The 16436-nt window shown below is 67.8% G+C and carries 18 protein-coding genes, 1 tRNA gene and 1 pseudogene; 13 read left to right on the forward strand and 7 right to left on the reverse strand.

The window, feature by feature from the left end; translation table 11 throughout:
- Positions 1-58: 58 nt before the first annotated feature.
- Complete coding sequence (gene eat / locus I55_RS15860) at positions 59-1423, forward strand: ethanolamine permease (RefSeq protein ID WP_044561557.1); 1365 nt, start codon at positions 59-61, stop codon at positions 1421-1423.
- Between the two features lie 99 nt (positions 1424-1522).
- On the opposite strand, the gene I55_RS15865 is transcribed toward eat, so the two are convergent.
- Positions 1523-1753 carry a hypothetical protein gene (locus I55_RS15865; protein ID WP_044561558.1) on the reverse strand — a complete coding sequence of 77 codons (231 nt, stop codon included), beginning with the start codon at positions 1751-1753 and terminating at the stop codon, positions 1523-1525.
- Between the two features lie 320 nt (positions 1754-2073).
- Between I55_RS15865 and I55_RS15870 the strand changes: the two genes are divergently transcribed.
- Complete coding sequence (locus I55_RS15870; RefSeq protein ID WP_044561559.1) at positions 2074-2700, forward strand: YitT family protein; 627 nt, start codon at positions 2074-2076, stop codon at positions 2698-2700.
- A gap of 58 nt (positions 2701-2758) precedes the next feature.
- Here the strand turns inward: I55_RS15870 and I55_RS15875 are convergent, their stop codons facing one another.
- The 3 genes from I55_RS15875 to I55_RS15885 all read right to left on the reverse strand — a co-directional run bounded on the left by I55_RS15875 (position 2759) and on the right by I55_RS15885 (position 5089).
- Positions 2759-2995, reverse strand: a complete 237-nt coding sequence (locus tag I55_RS15875) for a hypothetical protein (protein WP_044561560.1) — start codon at positions 2993-2995, stop codon at positions 2759-2761.
- Positions 2996-3149: 154 nt separating this feature from the next.
- Positions 3150-4853, reverse strand: a complete 1704-nt coding sequence (locus I55_RS15880; RefSeq protein WP_044561561.1) for an EAL domain-containing protein — start codon at positions 4851-4853, stop codon at positions 3150-3152.
- A gap of 150 nt (positions 4854-5003) precedes the next feature.
- Positions 5004-5089 (reverse strand) — tRNA-Leu (locus I55_RS15885).
- Between the two features lie 191 nt (positions 5090-5280).
- Between I55_RS15885 and I55_RS15890 the strand changes: the two genes are divergently transcribed.
- Genes I55_RS15890 through I55_RS15900 form a run of 3 tightly spaced genes read left to right on the forward strand, consistent with a single transcriptional unit; the run spans position 5281 to position 7005 of the window.
- On the forward strand, positions 5281-5868 hold the full coding sequence (locus I55_RS15890) for a YqaA family protein (RefSeq protein WP_044561562.1): 588 nt from the start codon (positions 5281-5283) through the stop codon (positions 5866-5868).
- 31 nt (positions 5869-5899) lie between these two features.
- Positions 5900-6418: a disulfide bond formation protein B gene (locus I55_RS15895; RefSeq protein WP_083901153.1), complete on the forward strand. Its 519-nt coding sequence runs from the start codon at positions 5900-5902 to the stop codon at positions 6416-6418.
- Positions 6419-6429: 11 nt separating this feature from the next.
- On the forward strand, positions 6430-7005 hold the full coding sequence (locus tag I55_RS15900) for a demethoxyubiquinone hydroxylase family protein (RefSeq protein ID WP_044561563.1): 576 nt from the start codon (positions 6430-6432) through the stop codon (positions 7003-7005).
- Positions 7006-7162: 157 nt separating this feature from the next.
- Here the strand turns inward: I55_RS15900 and I55_RS15905 are convergent, their stop codons facing one another.
- Positions 7163-7726 carry an HNH endonuclease gene (locus I55_RS15905; RefSeq protein WP_044561564.1) on the reverse strand — a complete coding sequence of 188 codons (564 nt, stop codon included), beginning with the start codon at positions 7724-7726 and terminating at the stop codon, positions 7163-7165.
- A 258-nt stretch (positions 7727-7984) separates the two neighbouring features.
- Between I55_RS15905 and gluQRS the strand changes: the two genes are divergently transcribed.
- Together gluQRS and I55_RS15915 are read left to right on the forward strand one after the other, a co-directional pair.
- On the forward strand, positions 7985-8848 hold the full coding sequence (gene gluQRS / locus I55_RS15910; protein ID WP_044561565.1) for a tRNA glutamyl-Q(34) synthetase GluQRS: 864 nt from the start codon (positions 7985-7987) through the stop codon (positions 8846-8848).
- 99 nt (positions 8849-8947) lie between these two features.
- Entirely contained in the window at positions 8948-9427 is a 480-nt protein-coding gene (locus I55_RS15915; protein WP_044561566.1) for a hypothetical protein, read from the forward strand.
- Between the two features lie 49 nt (positions 9428-9476).
- On the opposite strand, the gene I55_RS15920 is transcribed toward I55_RS15915, so the two are convergent.
- On the reverse strand, positions 9477-10346 hold the full coding sequence (locus I55_RS15920; RefSeq protein ID WP_044561567.1) for a DUF4743 domain-containing protein: 870 nt from the start codon (positions 10344-10346) through the stop codon (positions 9477-9479).
- Positions 10347-10539: 193 nt separating this feature from the next.
- Here I55_RS15920 and I55_RS15925 point away from each other — a divergent pair, with 193 nt between their 5' ends.
- The 6 genes and pseudogenes from I55_RS15925 (at position 10540) to I55_RS15950 (ending at position 15686) form a co-directional block, all read left to right on the forward strand.
- On the forward strand, positions 10540-11910 hold the full coding sequence (locus I55_RS15925; protein WP_044561568.1) for a globin-coupled sensor protein: 1371 nt from the start codon (positions 10540-10542) through the stop codon (positions 11908-11910).
- A gap of 80 nt (positions 11911-11990) precedes the next feature.
- Complete coding sequence (locus tag I55_RS15930; RefSeq protein ID WP_044561569.1) at positions 11991-12194, forward strand: HIG1 domain-containing protein; 204 nt, start codon at positions 11991-11993, stop codon at positions 12192-12194.
- 31 nt (positions 12195-12225) lie between these two features.
- Positions 12226-12792 carry a cob(I)yrinic acid a,c-diamide adenosyltransferase gene (locus tag I55_RS15935; protein WP_044561570.1) on the forward strand — a complete coding sequence of 189 codons (567 nt, stop codon included), beginning with the start codon at positions 12226-12228 and terminating at the stop codon, positions 12790-12792.
- Between the two features lie 229 nt (positions 12793-13021).
- Entirely contained in the window at positions 13022-13771 is a 750-nt protein-coding gene (locus I55_RS15940; protein ID WP_044561571.1) for an electron transfer flavoprotein subunit beta/FixA family protein, read from the forward strand.
- 2 nt (positions 13772-13773) lie between these two features.
- Positions 13774-14720 (forward strand): annotated as a pseudogene (locus I55_RS15945) (electron transfer flavoprotein subunit alpha/FixB family protein).
- A 93-nt stretch (positions 14721-14813) separates the two neighbouring features.
- Positions 14814-15686 carry a 3-hydroxybutyryl-CoA dehydrogenase gene (locus I55_RS15950; RefSeq protein ID WP_044561574.1) on the forward strand — a complete coding sequence of 291 codons (873 nt, stop codon included), beginning with the start codon at positions 14814-14816 and terminating at the stop codon, positions 15684-15686.
- Between the two features lie 54 nt (positions 15687-15740).
- Here the strand turns inward: I55_RS15950 and I55_RS15955 are convergent, their stop codons facing one another.
- The gene (locus I55_RS15955; RefSeq protein ID WP_252181172.1) at positions 15741-16268 is read right to left on the reverse strand and encodes a TlpA disulfide reductase family protein; all 528 of its coding nucleotides are present in this window, start codon (positions 16266-16268) and stop codon (positions 15741-15743) included.
- Between the last annotated feature and the right edge of the window lie 168 nt (positions 16269-16436).

Raw genomic sequence — 16436 nt, forward strand, 5'->3', positions numbered from 1 at the left:
CCCTCCGCCCCCGGCCAGTCCTGGGCATACTGGCCCAACAGGCAAGTAGGGGGCGCGTATGACGACGGGGCTGAGCAAGAGCCTGGGCGGGTGGCATCTGTGGGGCATCGCCGTGGGCCTGGTGATCTCCGGCGAGTATTTCGGGTGGAGCTATGGCTGGGCCCAGGCCGGCACCCTGGGCTTCCTGGCCACCACCATCCTGGTGGCGGTGCTGTACACCACCTTCATCTTCAGCTTCACGGAGCTGACCACCGCCATCCCCCACGCCGGCGGCCCCTTCGCCTACAGTTTTCGCGCCTTCGGCCCCCTGGGCGGCTTCATCGCCGGCTACGCCACGCTGATCGAGTTCGTGTTCGCCCCGCCGGCCATAGCCCTGGCCATCGGCGCCTATCTCAACGTCCAGTTCCCCGGTTTGCCGCCGAAGCTGGCGGCGGTGGGCGCCTATGGCGTCTTCGCCCTGCTGAACATCGCCGGCGTCACCATCGCCGCCACGTTCGAGCTGTGCGTGACATTGCTGGCCATCGCCGAGCTGCTGGTGTTCATGGGGGTGGTGTCGCCGGGCTTCGCCTGGGCCAACTTCACCGCCCATGGCTGGGCGGGCGACGCCGGGCCGCTGTCTGGCGCGGCGCTGGGCGGCATCTTCGCCGCCATCCCCTTCGCCATCTGGTTCTTCCTCGCCATCGAGGGGGCGGCCATGGCGGCGGAGGAGGCGAAGGACCCGGCGCGGACCATCCCGCGCGCCTACATCGCCGGCATCCTGACCCTGGTGGCGCTGGCCTTCGGCACCATGGTGCTGGCCGGCGGGGTGGGGGACTGGCGGGACCTGGCCAACATCAACGACCCCCTGCCCCAGGCCATGAAGGCGGTGGTGGGGGCGGACAGCGGCTGGCTGCACATGCTGGTGTGGATCGGCCTGTTCGGCCTGATCGCCAGTTTCCATGGCATCATCATGGGCTATTCCCGCCAGATCTTCGCGCTGGCCCGGGCGGGCTTCCTGCCGGGCGCCTTGAGCCGCCTGCACCCCACGCGGCGCACGCCGCACTGGGCCATTCTGGCCGGCGCCGCCGTCGGCATCGCCGCCATCTTCTCCGACGAGGTGCTGGCCTTCGGCGGCCAGCCGCTGACCGCCAACATCGTCACCCTGTCGGTGTTCGGCGCCATTGTCATGTACATCGTCAGCATGGCCAGCCTGTTCCGCCTGCGCCGCACGGCGCCGGAACTGGCGCGGCCCTTCCGTGCCCCAGGATTCCCCCTGGTGCCGGCGGTGGCGCTGGGCCTGGCCTGCCTCTGCCTGGCGGCCATGGTCTACTACAACACGCTGCTGTTCGGCGTGTTCGTGGCCCTGATGGCGGTGGGCGGCGCCTACTGCCGCCTGACCGCCGCGCGCCGGCCGGCGGTGCCGGCGGCGGAAGCCGTGCCCTGACCAAGGGCGGAAGCCGTGCCCTGAAAGACAAGCGGCCCAGGCGTGGACACCCGGGCCGTCTCATCATCTCTCACCGGGCGGAAAGCACCCCGGCCGTTGTCACAGCATGCTGCCGGTGGCGACGCCGGGCTCACGCGCCTGCAGATCCGGCCGGCCCAGGCGGCCCGCCATCTCGGCGCGGATGACCTTCAGGCGCTCCAGATACTCCTCGGCCTCGTCACCGGCGCTGTCGGCGAGGACCAGGCTGTCGCTGCTCCACCGCTCGATCAGGGGATCGATGTCGGCGATGCGTTCCTGCAGGATGCGGGCGTATGCGCTGCTCTGGTTCATGGCTTTTTCCTCCTGCGTTGCTGTCCCTCAAGGCTTTCAAAAACGGGGAAGACCGGCAACGGGGCAATGGTTCAAGCCCCTACGCCGAAAGCCCGTACGCGGCCTCCACCCCTATGCGATCCGACTAGGTGCGGTCGTCTACACCCGCCGGCCTACCCGCGCCGGACCACCCAGCCCACCTGGCCGCCTGGCCGCCTGGCCGCCTGGCCCATGGGGGGGGGCCCCCATCCGGATCGGCCCTGCCGCGCGATAAGTGATGAGGTGCCGCCGCGCCCACCAATATAACATAAAATAAATGTGGATTTTATTGGTGACGAACCATGCGGCGGAAAAATCAGCAGCAGCATCAAACCTATGAGGATCTGGCGGCGCTGTGCGTGGGCACGCTGTTCGTTTCGCTGGGCACGACGCTGTATGCCAAGGCCACGTTGCTGGTGGGCAGCATCGCCGGCCTGGCCCTGCTGCTGCAGTACGTCACGGGCACGGGCTTCTGGCTGCTGTTCTTCACGCTGAACCTGCCGTTCTACGTGCTGGCCTGGCGGCGCATGGGCTGGCGCTTCACCGCGCGCACCTTCGTCGCCGTCTGCCTGGTGTCGCTGGAAACGCGCCTGACCCCGGGCTGGGTGGACTTCGCCACGCTGAACCCGGTTTACGCGGCGCTGGCCGGCGGCGGACTGATCGGCATGGGGCTGCTGGTCCTGTTCCGCCACCGCATCGGGCTGGGCGGCATCAACATCCTGGCCCTGTACCTGCAGGAGCGGTTCGGCATCCGCGCCGGCTATGTCCAGCTGGGCCTGGACGGCCTGATCCTGACGGCGGCCTGCTTCGTGCTGACACCGCAGCGTCTGGCGCTGTCCGTGGTGGGCGCCGTCATCGCCAACATGATCGTGGCCATGAACCACCGGGCCGACCGCTACCTGGGCCTGACGGCCGATCCGGCGCGATAGGCGGTTCCCCCGCCCCTCGCCGGGACGGCTGTCCCGGGCGGGGGGCGGGGGCTGGCGCTCACCTTGCCATCATGCTGTCGGCGACACCGGGGGACAGGCGATCCTCCAGGTCGGGCCGGGCCAAGCGGCCGGCCAAATCGGCCCGGATGTCCTTCAGGCGGTCCAAAAATTCCCCCGCCTCCGCCTGCGCGGCGTCCGCCAGCAGGAAATGCCCGCTGGCCCACCGTTCGATAAGGGGGTCGAGGTCCGCGATGTGTTCCCTCAGGATGAGGGAATAGGTGCTGTTCTGGGTCATGGAACACCTCCACCTTGGTCCTTCCATGAAAATCCCGCCGGCCCGGCCGCGCAACTGATCTATCGTGGTGTTCACCACATTTGACGCACGTCAAGTATTCAGGCCAATTATTGGCGCACAAACCGGATCGTCCAGCAAACCGGCAAGGCCCGCCTCAGCGGCCGGCGTCGATCACCGTGGGCTGCCAGCCCGAGGGCCGGGACAGGTGCCGCAGGTCCACGTCGCGCCGTTGCGGCCGGCCCATGCCCTTGGAGAACAGCCAGCCCTGCCCCATGGCGCAGCCCAGGCCACGCAGGCGCAGCAGCTGTTCAGGGTTTTCCACATGCTCGGCGATGGCGGTGACGCCCAGACCCCGGCACAGCGCCAGCATGCCGGAGACGATGGCTTCCTCCCGCTTGCTCACGCACATGCGGGCGATGAAGCTGCCGTCCAGCTTCACGTGGTCGAAATCCAGGGACCGGATATAGGTGAAGGAGGCCATGCCCACGCCGAAGTCGTCCAGGCAGATGGGATGGCCCTGGCGGCGCAAGGCGCCCAGCACGTTGCGCGCCCGTTCCAGGTCGCCCATCTGCCCGGTCTCCGTCACCTCGAACATCAGGCGGCCGGCCAGTCCCGGCTGGGCGCGCACCTGGGTCATCAGCGACTGCATGAACAGGTCCGACCCGACGGACACGGCGGAGAGGTTGACGGCCAGGATGATGTCTGCCGGTGCCGTCTCCAGCTCCTTCATCGCCAGGCTGCAGACCAGCATGTCGACGTCGTTGATAACCCCCAGCTCCTCCGCCAGGGTGATGACGGAACCGGGGCGGTCGCCATTGAAGCGGCTCAGCACCTCCAGATGGTGCATGCGACCCGTCTTCAGATCGACGATGGGCTCGTAGATGAGGGACAGGCGGTTGCCGCCCAGGTCGTCGCGCAGGCGGGCCAGGCAGCCCACCGCGTCCTTGACGAAGCCGGCGGCGGCGGACTGGCCCGCCCCCAATTGGCCCGCCCCCGATTGGCCGGCCTCCGGCTGGCCGACCAGCATGTCCACCGCGCCGACGCCGGCTTCGGCGAAGCGGCGCAAGGCGTGCAGCAGCAGGCGGGAGCGGTCGGCGCGGCTGAGACCGAAGCTGTCGCTGTCCAGCGTGCGGGCGTCCACCGCGATGGGCTGGTCCAGGCCCAGGTCCGCGGCGATCTGGGCGATGTCGCGGGTGATCTGGTCGGCCAGGCTGGTGGGCGCCATGACGCCGAAGCGGTTGTCCGCCAGGCGGCCCGCCACAGCGCCCGTGCCGGCACCGCCGTATTGGCGAAAGACGGCGCCCATCTCCGTCATCAGCTGGCTGTCCGCCCTCGCCGTCAGGTGGGTGCGGATAGCCGGCAGGTTGTTCATCTCCAGCAGGGTCATGGCGGAACGGGCGGGCGGCTCTGGCTGGCCGGGGACGACGCTGTCGCCCGCGGCACGGGCGAAGGCGGCGGGGGTCAGCAGGTCGGTGGCGGGATCGATGTCGGCGGGGACCGGCAGGCCCGCCTGGCTGGCCGCCACCTGGCAGAAGGTGACGTTGAGGATGGGGGAGCCCAGCATGCGATAGGCCGCCAGCACGCAGACCACCACCCGCCCATCGCGGTGCCGCAGGCGCACCGGGCGCGGCACGCCGCGGCCGTTGTCACCCAGCGCGTCCAGCAGGCGGCGCACCAGGGCGCGGTCCGCCGGCACCAGCAGGTCGCCCAGCGCCCGGCCCGTCAGCTCGGCGTCGCTGAACCCGGTCAATGCCAGGGCGGCACCGGCCGCGAAGCGCAGCACGCCGTCACCGTCGACCTCCATCAGCAGGTCGGCGTTGGCGAACGCGAACCCCAGATACCGCTCAACCCGCTTCATCTCGATCACTATCCTGAACACTGTCCCGGCATCCTCGCCGCCTTATGCTTAAGAGGGCGTGAAGACGGACACCGTGCGGACAGGCGTATACAAGAATGGCCCGCGAACCGGGCCATCTTTAGGACAGTCAGCAATATCAGATGAAGGAAGTGGTGCCCCCGGTCGGACTCGAACCAACACGACCTTGCGGCCAACAGATTTTGAGTCTGCCGCGTCTACCATTTCGCCACGGAGGCACCGGGCGCTTTCAGCGTGCGGCGGATCATAGCGATAGAAAGCCGGGGGTCAAGCGCCGCATCGCCCTGTCAGGCCACGTCTTTGTCATGACGGTCCCCGCCGGGCGCGGTTGCGGGGTCGCCGCACTCCTGATAGACGGGGGGTGCCCGGCCGCCCGGTCTTTGGGGGGCCCCGCTGTCGGAGATGACCGTTGCTGCAACGCCTTTATGACTGGACCATCCGCCTTGCCGGCCACCGCCACGCCGTCTGGGCGTTGGCGGGCATCTCCTTCATCGAAAGCTCGGTCTTCCCCATTCCGCCCGACCTGCTGCTGATTCCCCTGATCCTGGCGGATCGGCGGCGCGCCTTCTTCCTGGCCACGGTCTGCACCGTGGCCTCGGTCCTGGGCGGCTTCCTGGGCTACGCCATCGGCTATTATTTCTGGGACACCATCGGCCACCGCATCATCGAGGCGTACGGGCTGATGGACAAGTACATGGAATTCAAGACCGGCTTCGACGAGAAGGGCGCCTGGATCATCATCCTGAAGGGGATGACACCCATCCCCTACAAGCTGGTCACCATCGCCAGCGGCGCCTTCCAGTTCGACCTGGCGACCTTCGCCGGCGCCTCGGTCATCTCCCGCGCCTTGCGCTTCTTCCTGGTCGCCGCCCTGCTCTGGAAATTCGGTGAGCCCATCCGCACATTCGTGGAGAAGCGGCTGACGATGGTCACCACGCTGGCGCTGATCCTGATCATCAGCGGCTTCATCCTGGTGAAGTACGTTCACCTGCACTGATCCCACCACGTTCCGGGGACCGTCCACGCCCATGACCGCCTACGCATCCAGCCCAGCCGCCAAGCCCTCCCCCCTGGCCCACCCGCGCCTGCCCCAGGCGGCGTTGGTCCTGGCATCGGCAGGGGCGCTGGCCACGGCGCTGCTGTCGCAATATGTCGGCGGGCTGCACCCGTGCGAGTTCTGCATGTGGCAGCGATGGGCCTATGTCGCCGCCATCGTGGCCCTGTTGCCCGGCTTGGCCAACCCGCGCCTGCGCACGCCCTCGCTGGTGCTGGGCGGCTTGGCCCTCCTGGCCGGTGCCGCCATCGCCGCCTTCCACGCCGGGGTGGAGCAGCACTGGTGGCAGGGCTTCACCACCTGCAGCAGCAGCCTGTCGAAGACCCTGACCCTGGACCAACTGCGCGAACAGTTGATGGCCGCCCCGCTGGTGCGCTGCGACGAGGCGCAATGGTCCTTCCACGGCATCACCATGGCCGCCTTCAACTTCCCCGTTTCGCTGGCCCTGGGCCTGGTGGCGTGGACCGCCGCCCGCGCCGGCCACAACGCCTGAGGAGGCCACCGATGACCGCCCCGCAGCCGCAACAAGCCGAACGCCTTTCCAGGCGCCCGCTGCCAGGCGACCTGGGCACCGAGGCGCAGATCGCCCGTATGATCCGCGTGGACCAGGCCGGCGAATACGGCGCGGCGCGCATCTATGCCGGCCAGCTCTCGGTGCTGGGCAAGTCCCCGGTGGGCGCCACCATCCGCCATATGGAGGAGCAGGAGCGGGTCCATCTGGACACCTTCAACACGCTGATGGTCGACCGCCGCGTGCGGCCCACGGCCCTGCAGCCGCTATGGAAGGTGGCGGGTTACGCCCTGGGCGCCGCCACGGCGCTGATGGGCGAGCGCGCCGCTATGGCCTGCACCGTGGCGGTGGAGGAGGCGATCGACGCCCACTACGCCGAACAGGCGGAGCGCCTGGGCCCTGGCGAGGCGGACCTGAAGGCCACCATCGAGAAGTTCCGCGCGGAAGAGCTGGAGCACCGCGACATCGGCATCGCCCACGACGCCGAACTGACCACCGGCTATCCCGTCCTCTACACCCTGATCAAGGCCGGCACCCGCGCCGTGATCTGGGTGGCCGAGCGGGTCTGAGGCCGCCACCATCCCCCTGCCCCGCCCCAAACAGCTCAATGGATGAGCGTGGCGACGACGAGGCCCCGACTGGGGCCGCCGGAGCGTTTTGGGGAGCGTAGCGGACTGAAACGCGAGGATAGCCAAGGGGCGAACGCCCCGCCGGCGCCTGAGGAGCCTAAAAAGGATCCAGCTCGGTATCCCAGTAGAGGAAGTCGCGCCAGCTTTCGTGCAGGAAGTTGGGCGGGAAGGCGCGCCCATTTTCCTGGAGCTGGAAGACCGTGGGCTGGAAGGGGGGGCTCAGGGGGATCATGCCGCACTTGTGCGGCAGCTTGTCGCCCTTGGCCAGATTGCAGGCGGAGCAGGAGGTGACGACGTTGTCCCAGGTGGTGCGTCCGCCGCGGGAGCGTGGGATGACGTGGTCGAAGGTCAGTTCCTGCGTGGGGAAAGGCTCACCGCAATACTGACAACAGAAGTGATCGCGCAGGAAGACATTGAACCGTGTGAAGGCCGGCCTTCGCGTCGCCGGTATGTATTCCTTCAAACTGATGACGCTGGGTATTCGGATTTCCGCAGTGGGCGACCGGACGACACGGTCGTAGACGGAAATGATGTTCACCCTGTCCAGGAAGACCGCCTTGATGGTGTCTTGCCAGGACCACAGGGACAAAGGGAAGTAACTGAGCGGCCGAAAATCGGCGTTCAGCACCAAGGCCGGACAACTGTCTAGTGGTGGAGACAATACCACCCCCGCACCGTTCCCGAGGACGGTCGGGGGCCGAACCCCCGGCCAGAAATCATGGTCTTATTAACCGATTCCGCCCCCCTTCGGCAATCCTCGCCATGGTGGGGTGTCCGCGATTTCACGATAACGTCATACCACTACCCACAAGATATGGGGGAAGGTGGGGCGACTACCCCTTTTCATAGGGGGGCATGGCGTCCCCGGGCGCCCGGCTCGGGGTATGGGCAAGGGCCGCCCCCGATGGTATCAGGGGGCATGGACCGCCCCATCACCCGTTTCGCCCCCAGCCCCACCGGCCAACCCCACCTGGGCCACGCCTATTCCGCCCTGTTCGGCTGGCACGCCGCCCGGGAGGTCGGCGGCACCTTCCTGCTGCGGTTCGAGGACATAGACCCGAACCGCTGCCGACCAGAGTTCGAGGCCGCCTTCACCCGCGACCTCGCCTGGCTGGGGCTCAGTTGGCCGGAACCGGTGCGGCGCCAATCGGAGCACATGGGTGATTACCGCGCGGCCCTGGACCGGCTGGCGGAGCGGGGCGTGCTGTACCCCTGCTTCTGTTCGCGCAAGGACATCCAGGAGGAGATCGCGCGGGCCGGCGCCGCCCCCCATGGGCCGGAGGGGCCGCTGTATCCCGGCACCTGCCGCCACATGGATCCCGGCCGCCGGGCGGCGCTGCTGGCCGCCGGCACGCCGCACGCCCTGCGTCTTGATGTCGCGACCGGTGGCCACCAAGCCGGCCCGCTGACCTGGACCGACCGAGAGGTGGGTACGGTGGCGGCCCAGCCCGGCATCCTGGGGGACGTGGTGTTGGCCCGCCGCGACGTCGCCACCAGTTATCACCTGGCCGTGACGGTGGACGACCATATGCAAGGTGTCACGCTGGTGACGCGGGGACGGGACTTGATGGAGGCCACGCACGTCCACCGCCTGCTGCAAGCCCTGCTGGGCCTGGATGTGCCCCTGTGGCACCACCATCGCCTGCTGATGAACGAGCGGGGCGAGCGGCTGGCCAAGCGCGACGGGGCGGCCAGCCTGGCGGCGCTGCGTGAGGGCGGCGCCACGCCGGCGGAGGTCTGCCAGCGCCTGGGCATGCCGCCGCCTCAACGAATACCGACTTGACCAAGGCCGTGGCGCGCTCATTTAGCCCATGCGCACCCGCTTCGTTTTTTAGCGAATTTTTCGCCACCCAGATCGAAGGCTCCATGGTAATAACGCGACATGCCTGATGCCGATACCCTTGCCCAGTACCGCGACCTCGTCAAAGACACGACGATAGACAGCAACACCCTGCTGTCCACGGACTACTTCAATCACTTCAACGAAGTGATCATGTTGTTGTCCATGCTGGGCGACATGCCGGAGATGCTGGACGAGATCCGCGCCTGGCAGCCCAAGACCTACAAGCAGCACTTCGAGGGCAGCGGCCTGGGCTTCGCCTCCCTGGCCATCGACGCCTACGACCATGTGCCGCCCGAATACCGCCAGCCCTTCGACCGGGTGGTGGAGGAACTGGAGGCCACCATCGCCGAGGCGGTGGTGGCGCTGGAGGCGGAACTGGGTACGCCGGAGGTGTTGAGCTTCCTGGCGTCGGACTATTGGCAGCGCCTGCAGAAGCTGGTGGACCGGGGCAGCGCCATCGTCCACGGCGCGACCGAGCAAGCGACCCTGGACCAGGACGCGATCGACGCCTTGTTCTGAGCCTCAAGCGCCGGGCGCGGCCATCCGGCCGCTTGGGGAACAGGCGGAGCTAACCCGCCTGCAAACCCGTCACCAGGTCCATGTAGTCCGGCTCATGGTCCGGGCTCAGGTGGCCATGGCGGATCAGGAAGTCGATGACCACAAGGTTGACGTTGAACTTCCAGTCATCGGTGGTGCGCACGCTCTCCGCCACCTGGGCCAGCGGCCACAATTCGAAGGCTTCGACCTCACCATCAGTGTTGCGCGGAATGACGTCGCGGCTGAGAGGCAGGTCGTAGCAGAACAGGGTGTCGCGGCGCAGGCCCGCCACCGTGTCGAAGACATAGGTGATGGCGCCCACCGGCACGGCGCTGCGCGCCAGGCTGGGGTCCAGCCCCGCCTCCTCCCGCGCCTCCTTCACCAGGTTTTCGGTCAGCGACAGGCCGGCCGGCTGGCCGCCCGCCACCATATTGTCCAGCTTGCCCGGTGCCACGCCCCGGTCACGGGCGCGGCGGCCGACCCACATGCCGATGCCACCCGCCCCCGTCTTTTCGGGGCTGGGGACGTAGCCGTTCACATGCAGGCCGAAGCCGCGCACGCCGAAGCCCGGCACGGCCGCTCGGTCGAGTCGCAACAGTTCCGGCTGGCCCCATTGCGCCAGCACCGGGAAGTCTTCCCCGCGCAGGGGCGGTACCAGCCCCTCATCCGCCAGGGCCGCCACCACCTCGGCCGCGGCCTGGGTGCGGACCTTGGGTTCCGTCGGCAGCAGATCCAGCAGGGGGTTGGCGCCGCCGGTCAGGAGGAAGGCGTCGCTGAGGCTGGCCACCCGGGCGGCGAAGGCGGGGCGGACATACCCCACCGGCCGGCCGTTGACCGCGAAGGGCCAGAAGGCCGCCGCGTCGTGGGTGTTGCACGCCCGGATGTGTCGAAGATAGGCCATGCCTGGGTTTAGCCTGCCCTGGGCGCGGTTGCAACGCCGGGCGCGCCCGGAGTGGAATTGATCTGGATCAAGCCGCGCAACCAAAGGGTTAGCTTTCCCTGAAAGCTCTAATTCTTTTACGGATCGTTCACCATCCCTGGCCACAGTGGGCCGACGTTTCGCGCGCCTTCGTGCGCCTTTGACGGAGGGAAAGATGAGTGATCTCGATGGCGATGTGATGCGCCAGTTCCAGCAACGCCTGGTCTTCCTCAACATAGACACCGCCACGCGCGACGCTTTGCGCAGCCTGCGTCCCGTTGTGGAGCGGGAGTTGCCGGGAATCCTCGACCGCTTTTATCAGAAGCTGCAGAGCCATCCGGAAGTCTTCCAGCTGTTCGGCGGCGCGCACCATCTGCCCCATGTCAAGGAAATGCAGATGCGCCACTGGGGGGCCATCGTCACCGGCACCTTCGACGCCACCTACCTGGACAGCGTGACCCGGGTTGGCCGCGCGCACAACCGCCTGGGGCTGGAACCCCGCTGGTACATCGGCGGCTATGCCTTCATCACCGGTGAGTTGCTGGCCCTGGTCACGCGCATGGACCGTCGCGGTCCCTTCAGCTGGCTGCGGCCGCGCGTCAACGTGGCCTTCCTGCAGCAGGCGCTCCTACGGGCGGTGATGCTGGACATGGACTTGGCCATTTCCGTCTATCTGGAGGAAGGCCGCAAGGATCGCCGCCGGATGCTGGACGGTCTGGCCGAGGGGTTCAACGACACGCTGGCCGGCATCATCGACGGCATCGGCACCGCCGTTGGCGGACTGCGCGACGACGCCGGACTGCTGACCCGCGCCGCGGATCAGGCCTTGTCGGACAGCAACCGCGCCGATGGCGCCGCCGGCACCACGGCCAACAACGTGAATTCCGTCGCCAGCGCCACCGAGCAACTGTCCGCCTCCATCACCGAGATCAGTTCCCAGGTGGCGCAGTCCAGCAGGATTTCCGCCCAGGCGCTGGAAACGACGAAGCGCACCGATAGCGCCGTGCGCAGCCTGGTGGCGGCGGCGGGCCGTATCGGCGACGTGCTGGGCCTGATCAACACCATCGCCGGGCAGACCAACCTGCTGGCCCTGAACGCCACCATCGAGGCGGCGCGCGCCGGAGAAGCCGGGAAGGGATTCGCCGTGGTGGCGGGCGAGGTGAAGGCGCTGGCCACGCAAACGGCCAAGGCGACGGACGAGATATCCGCCCAGGTCACGGCCATCCGCCAGGGTCGGGAGGAGGCGGTTTCCGCCATCAGCCAGATCGGCGGCGTCATTTCCGGCATGGATGAGATCGCCACATCCATCGCCAGCGCGGTGGAGGAGCAAAGCATCGCCACCCGGGAAATCGCGCGCAGCATCGCGGAGGCCGCCAGCGGCACCGTTGGTGTCTCGGAAAGCATCAGCCACGTCGCCGACGCCGCGCGGCAAACCGGCGCCGCCGCGGATCGTCTCAACCAGTCCTCCGCCAGCCTGGGCCTGCAGGCGCAGAGCCTGCGCGAAAAAGCCCAGACCTTCACCACCCGCATGCGCGAAAGCGCGTGAGAACGTCACGACGGAAGGCGACACGAGCGGTTCGCAAGCCGGATGGGCAAGCGGACCGCCGCACGCTATAATCGTGCCCCATGGGCACCTTCCTCTTCTTCTGCCTGGGCGCCACCGTGCTGGCCGTGCTGGGCGTCCTGATCCTGGGCCTGTTGACCATGGCCCGGGGCGGCGACAGGGCCGGCCAGATCGGCAACCGCCTGATGTGGTGGCGCATCCGCCTGCAAATCCTGGCGGTGGTGCTGTTCCTTCTCACGGCACTGGCGCTGGGGCACCACGCATGACGGCCGGCCTGATGGCCCGGGGTGGGGCGCCATGGTCACGCTGACCCGCATCTACACCCGGGGCGGCGACAAGGGCCAGACCTCGCTGGGCGATGGCCGGCGCGTGGCCAAGAACGACCTGCGGGTGGAGGCCTACGGCACGGTGGACGAGGCCAACGCCGTCCTCGGGCTGGCACGGCTGCATACCGCCGGCACCCCGGCCGATACCTACCTGTCCCGTATCCAGAACGACCTGTTCGACCTGGGCGCCGACCTGTGCACCCCGGAACAGGAAAGCCCCAAATATCCGCCACTGCGCATCATCGATGCCCAGGTGACCCGGCTGGAGCGGGAGATCGACGCGCTGAACGCCGATCTGGCGCCGCTGACCTCCTTCATCCTGCCCGGCGGCACCCCCGCCGCCGCCTTCCTGCATCAGGCCCGCACCGTCACCCGGCGGGCCGAACGGCTGGTGGCGGCGTTGGCGGAGCGGGAGCCGGTGACCCCGGCGGCCTTCAAGTACCTGAACCGGCTTTCAGATTTCCTGTTTGTGCTGGCACGCCACGTCAATGATCGGGGGGCTGGCGATGTGTTGTGGGTTCCGGGGGCCAACCGCTAAGCCCCGGAAACATAAGGCCATGTCCCTGCACGTTTCGGGGCCTGATCCATATTGCAGTGCAACAGGGCGACGTTGACAGCCTTGTGGGACAATCCTATTTTTGCCGACCACGTCCGAATGGCTCGATCCACCGGACGGGGAGAAAATAACCAGAACCCGCCAGATCGAGGGTGGAGCGTCACACCGGGCGGGCGCCCTTCTCAAGAAGTGCCAAAGGATGGCTTGAGACATGAAGATACTGGTCGCGGTCAAGCGGGTCGTTGACTACAACGTGAAGGTTCGCGTGAAGGCGGACGGCACGGGTGTGGAGACGGCCAACGTCAAGATGTCGATGAACCCGTTCGACGAGATCGCGGTTGAGGAGGCTGTGCGCCTGAAAGAGGCGGGCAAGGCCACCGAGATCGTGGTGGTCAGCGTGGGCCCCACCCAGGCGCAAGAGACGCTGCGCACGGCCCTGGCGATGGGTGCCGATCGCGCCATCCTGGTGCAGAGTGATGCGGAGACGCAGCCGCTGGGTGTCGCCAAGGCGCTGAAGGCGCTGGCGGAGAAGGAACAGCCCGGCCTGGTGATCCTGGGCAAGCAGGCGATCGACGACGACGCCAACCAGACTGGCCAGATGCTGGCGGCGCTGCTGGGCTGGGCCCAGGGCACCTTCGCCAGCAAGGTGGTGCCGGCGGAGGGGACCGTTGCCGTGACGCGTGAGATCGACGGCGGTCTGGAAACGGTGGAGCTCAAGCTGCCGGCGGTGGTGACCACCGACCTGCGCCTGAACGAGCCGCGCTACGCCTCGCTGCCCAACATCATGAAGGCGAAGAAGAAGCCCTTGGAAACGGTGGACCCGGCCAGCCTGGGGGTGGACCTGGCGCCGCGCCTGAAGACGCTGAAGGTGGCGGAGCCGGCCAAGCGGGCCGGGGGTGTGAAGGTGGGCTCCGTCCAGGAGCTGGTGGCCAAGCTGAAGACCGAAGCGCGGGTGATCTGACCATGACGACTCTTGTTATCGCTGAGCCTTCCGCGGAAGGCGTGAAGGTCCCGACGCTGACCACCCTGGGTGCGGCCGCCAAGCTGGGTGGCGACGTGCATGTCGTGGTCATCGGCCAAGGTGTGGGTGCTGTCGCCGACGCGACCGCCCAGGTCGCTGGCGTGGCCAAGGTGCTGACGGCGGACGCCGCCGAGCTGGCGCACGGCCTGGCGGAGAACGTGGCCCCGCTGGTGGTCAGCCTGGTGCAGGCCGGCGGCTACAGCCATGTGCTGGCGCCCAGCACCACCTTCGGCAAGAATGTGGCGCCGCGCGTGGCGGCCCTGCTGGACGTGGCGCAGATCAGCGACATCACCGGCGTGGAGAGCGCCGACACCTTCACCCGGCCCATCTACGCCGGCAACGCCATCGCCACCGTGCAGTCGTCCGATCCGGTGAAGGTGGCGACGGTGCGCGGCACGGCGTTCGAGGCGGTGGCGGCCACGGGCGGCAGCGCCTCGGTCGAGGCCGCGTCCGGCGCCACCGATTCCGGCCTGTCCAAGTTCGTGAGCCAGGAGGTTTCCAAGTCCGAACGACCGGAGCTGACCTCGGCCCGGGTGATCGTCTCGGGCGGCCGGGGCATGCAGTCGGGCGACAACTTCCCGCTGCTGGAGGCGCTGGCCGACAAGCTGGGGGCGGCCGTGGGCGCCTCTCGTGCCGCGGTGGACGCCGGCTTCGTGCCCAACGACTACCAGGTCGGCAGACGGGCAAGATCGTCGCGCCGGAGCTGTACATCGCCGTGGGCATCTCGGGCGCCATCCAGCACTGGGCCGGCATGAAGGACAGCAAGGTCATCGTCGCCATCAACAAGGACGAAGAGGCGCCGATCTTCCAGATCGCCGACTACGGCCTGGTCGCCGACCTGTTCAAGGCCGTGCCGGAACTGACCGCCGAACTGGGCAAGGCGGGCTAACAAAGCCCGTTCAGCACCCTATTCTACTAACATGAGGGGTCTTCCGGCCCAGCCGGAGACCCCGCCAGGGTGGCCTTGCAAGGACAGAACACCATGATACGTACGATCGGCATCATCGGTTCCGGACAGATGGGCACGGGCATCGCCCATGTGACATCCCTGTCCGGCCACACGGTCCGGCTGATGGACACCAGCCCGGAGTCGCTCTCGCGGGCGATGCAGACGGCTGAGAAGGCCCTGGAGCGCTGGGTTGCCAAGGGCAAGATTTCCGAGCAGGAGAAAGATGAGGCACTGGCCCGCATCTCCACCAGCACGGACATGGCCACGCTCAGCGACTGCGACCTGGTGATCGAGGCCGCGACCGAGAACGAGGACATCAAGCGCGGCATCTTCAAGGAGCTGGTGCCGCACCTCAAGGCCGACGCCCTGGTGGCCACCAACACCTCCTCCATCTCCATCACCCGCCTGGCGGCCTGCACCGACCGGCCGCACAAGTTCATCGGCATGCACTTCATGAACCCGGTGCCGGTGATGCAGTTGGTGGAGATCATCCGCGGCATCGCCACGGATGAGGAAACCTACCAGGCCATCCGCGAACTGACCTTCAAGCTGGGCAAGACCCCCGCCGTGTCGGAGGACTTCCCCGCCTTCATCGTCAACCGCGTGTTGCAGCCCATGATCAACGAGGCGGTCTACACCCTGTATGAGGGCGTGGGCTCGGTCGAGGCCATCGACACCGCCATGAAGCTGGGCGCCAACCACCCCATGGGGCCGCTGGAACTGGCGGACTTCATCGGCCTGGATACCTGCCTGTCGGTCATGCAGGTGCTGTACGAGGGTCTGGCCGACAGCAAATACCGGCCCTGCCCCCTGCTGGTGAAGTATGTCGAGGCCGGCTGGCTGGGCCGCAAGGTCGGCCGTGGCTTCTACGACTATTCCGGTGATACCCCACGGCCGACGCGCTGAGGGAAGCCATCCGAAAAGAGCCCGGCGCCGAGACGTTTCGGCGCCGGGATTCTTTTATTTCTTATAATATTTTATCAGCGCCTGCGCGTCGGGCGAGGCCCAGTCGGCATCGCCTTCCAGGCGGCCGATCTCCCGCCCCTGGGCATCGATCAGCAAGGTGGTGGGCAGGCCGCGCGGCTTCAGGATGGACATGGCCGTGCTTTTGGGGTCCAGCCAGGTCGCCAGGTGGGTTATGTCGTGGGCCTGAAGGAACGGGGTCACCACCCGGGCGCCGCCCCGGTCCAGCGACAGGGCCACGACCTCGAAGGTCTTGTCGCCCAAGGCGCCCTGGAGCTTATCCAGGGAGGGCAGTTCCTGCACGCAAGGGGCGCACCAGGTGGCCCAGAGGTTCAGCAGCACCACATGGCCCTTGAGGTCCGACAGGTGGATGCCGCTGCCGTCGGGACGGGTCAGGGCGAGGTCGGGCACGGCGGGATGATCAGGCGTCTCGGTGAAGGGGGTGATGCCCCCCTTCAGCACCGGGGGCGCCGCGTTACCGGCGGCGCATGCCGCACCAGCGCAGAAAACGACCGACGCGACCACGCCAATCCTTGCGAGAAACCGCAAAATCGCCATTCTTGCCATCACCCTCGTTCCACCGGGCCTCTTTTCGGCCCCGCTACAATTGGTCCCCGACCCCCGATGACGTCAACTCCCGCCGCCCCGGAAACGCCACGCCCGCCCAGAATGCCGCAGGTTCCCAGGGCGTGA

It is taken from the genome of Azospirillum sp. B4, from assembly GCF_000333275.1.
Taxonomy (GTDB): Bacteria; Pseudomonadota; Alphaproteobacteria; order Azospirillales; family Azospirillaceae; genus Nitrospirillum.

What these genes read in the sequence shown, in the direction of transcription:
- eat (WP_044561557.1), top strand. Translation starts at nt 59, where the DNA reads ATGACGACGGGGCTGAGCAAGAGCCTGGGCGGGTGGCATCTGTGGGGC.
- I55_RS15865 (WP_044561558.1), bottom strand. Translation starts at nt 1,753, where the DNA reads ATGAACCAGAGCAGCGCATACGCCCGCATCCTGCAGGAACGCATCGCC.
- I55_RS15870 (WP_044561559.1), top strand. Translation starts at nt 2,074, where the DNA reads ATGCGGCGGAAAAATCAGCAGCAGCATCAAACCTATGAGGATCTGGCG.
- I55_RS15875 (WP_044561560.1), bottom strand. Translation starts at nt 2,995, where the DNA reads ATGACCCAGAACAGCACCTATTCCCTCATCCTGAGGGAACACATCGCG.
- I55_RS15880 (WP_044561561.1), bottom strand. Translation starts at nt 4,853, where the DNA reads ATGAAGCGGGTTGAGCGGTATCTGGGGTTCGCGTTCGCCAACGCCGAC.
- I55_RS15895 (WP_083901153.1), top strand. Translation starts at nt 5,900, where the DNA reads ATGACCGCCTACGCATCCAGCCCAGCCGCCAAGCCCTCCCCCCTGGCC.
- I55_RS15900 (WP_044561563.1), top strand. Translation starts at nt 6,430, where the DNA reads ATGACCGCCCCGCAGCCGCAACAAGCCGAACGCCTTTCCAGGCGCCCG.
- gluQRS (WP_044561565.1), top strand. Translation starts at nt 7,985, where the DNA reads ATGGACCGCCCCATCACCCGTTTCGCCCCCAGCCCCACCGGCCAACCC.
- I55_RS15915 (WP_044561566.1), top strand. Translation starts at nt 8,948, where the DNA reads ATGCCTGATGCCGATACCCTTGCCCAGTACCGCGACCTCGTCAAAGAC.
- I55_RS15920 (WP_044561567.1), bottom strand. Translation starts at nt 10,346, where the DNA reads ATGGCCTATCTTCGACACATCCGGGCGTGCAACACCCACGACGCGGCG.
- I55_RS15925 (WP_044561568.1), top strand. Translation starts at nt 10,540, where the DNA reads ATGAGTGATCTCGATGGCGATGTGATGCGCCAGTTCCAGCAACGCCTG.
- I55_RS15930 (WP_044561569.1), top strand. Translation starts at nt 11,991, where the DNA reads ATGGGCACCTTCCTCTTCTTCTGCCTGGGCGCCACCGTGCTGGCCGTG.
- I55_RS15935 (WP_044561570.1), top strand. Translation starts at nt 12,226, where the DNA reads ATGGTCACGCTGACCCGCATCTACACCCGGGGCGGCGACAAGGGCCAG.
- I55_RS15940 (WP_044561571.1), top strand. Translation starts at nt 13,022, where the DNA reads ATGAAGATACTGGTCGCGGTCAAGCGGGTCGTTGACTACAACGTGAAG.
- I55_RS15950 (WP_044561574.1), top strand. Translation starts at nt 14,814, where the DNA reads ATGATACGTACGATCGGCATCATCGGTTCCGGACAGATGGGCACGGGC.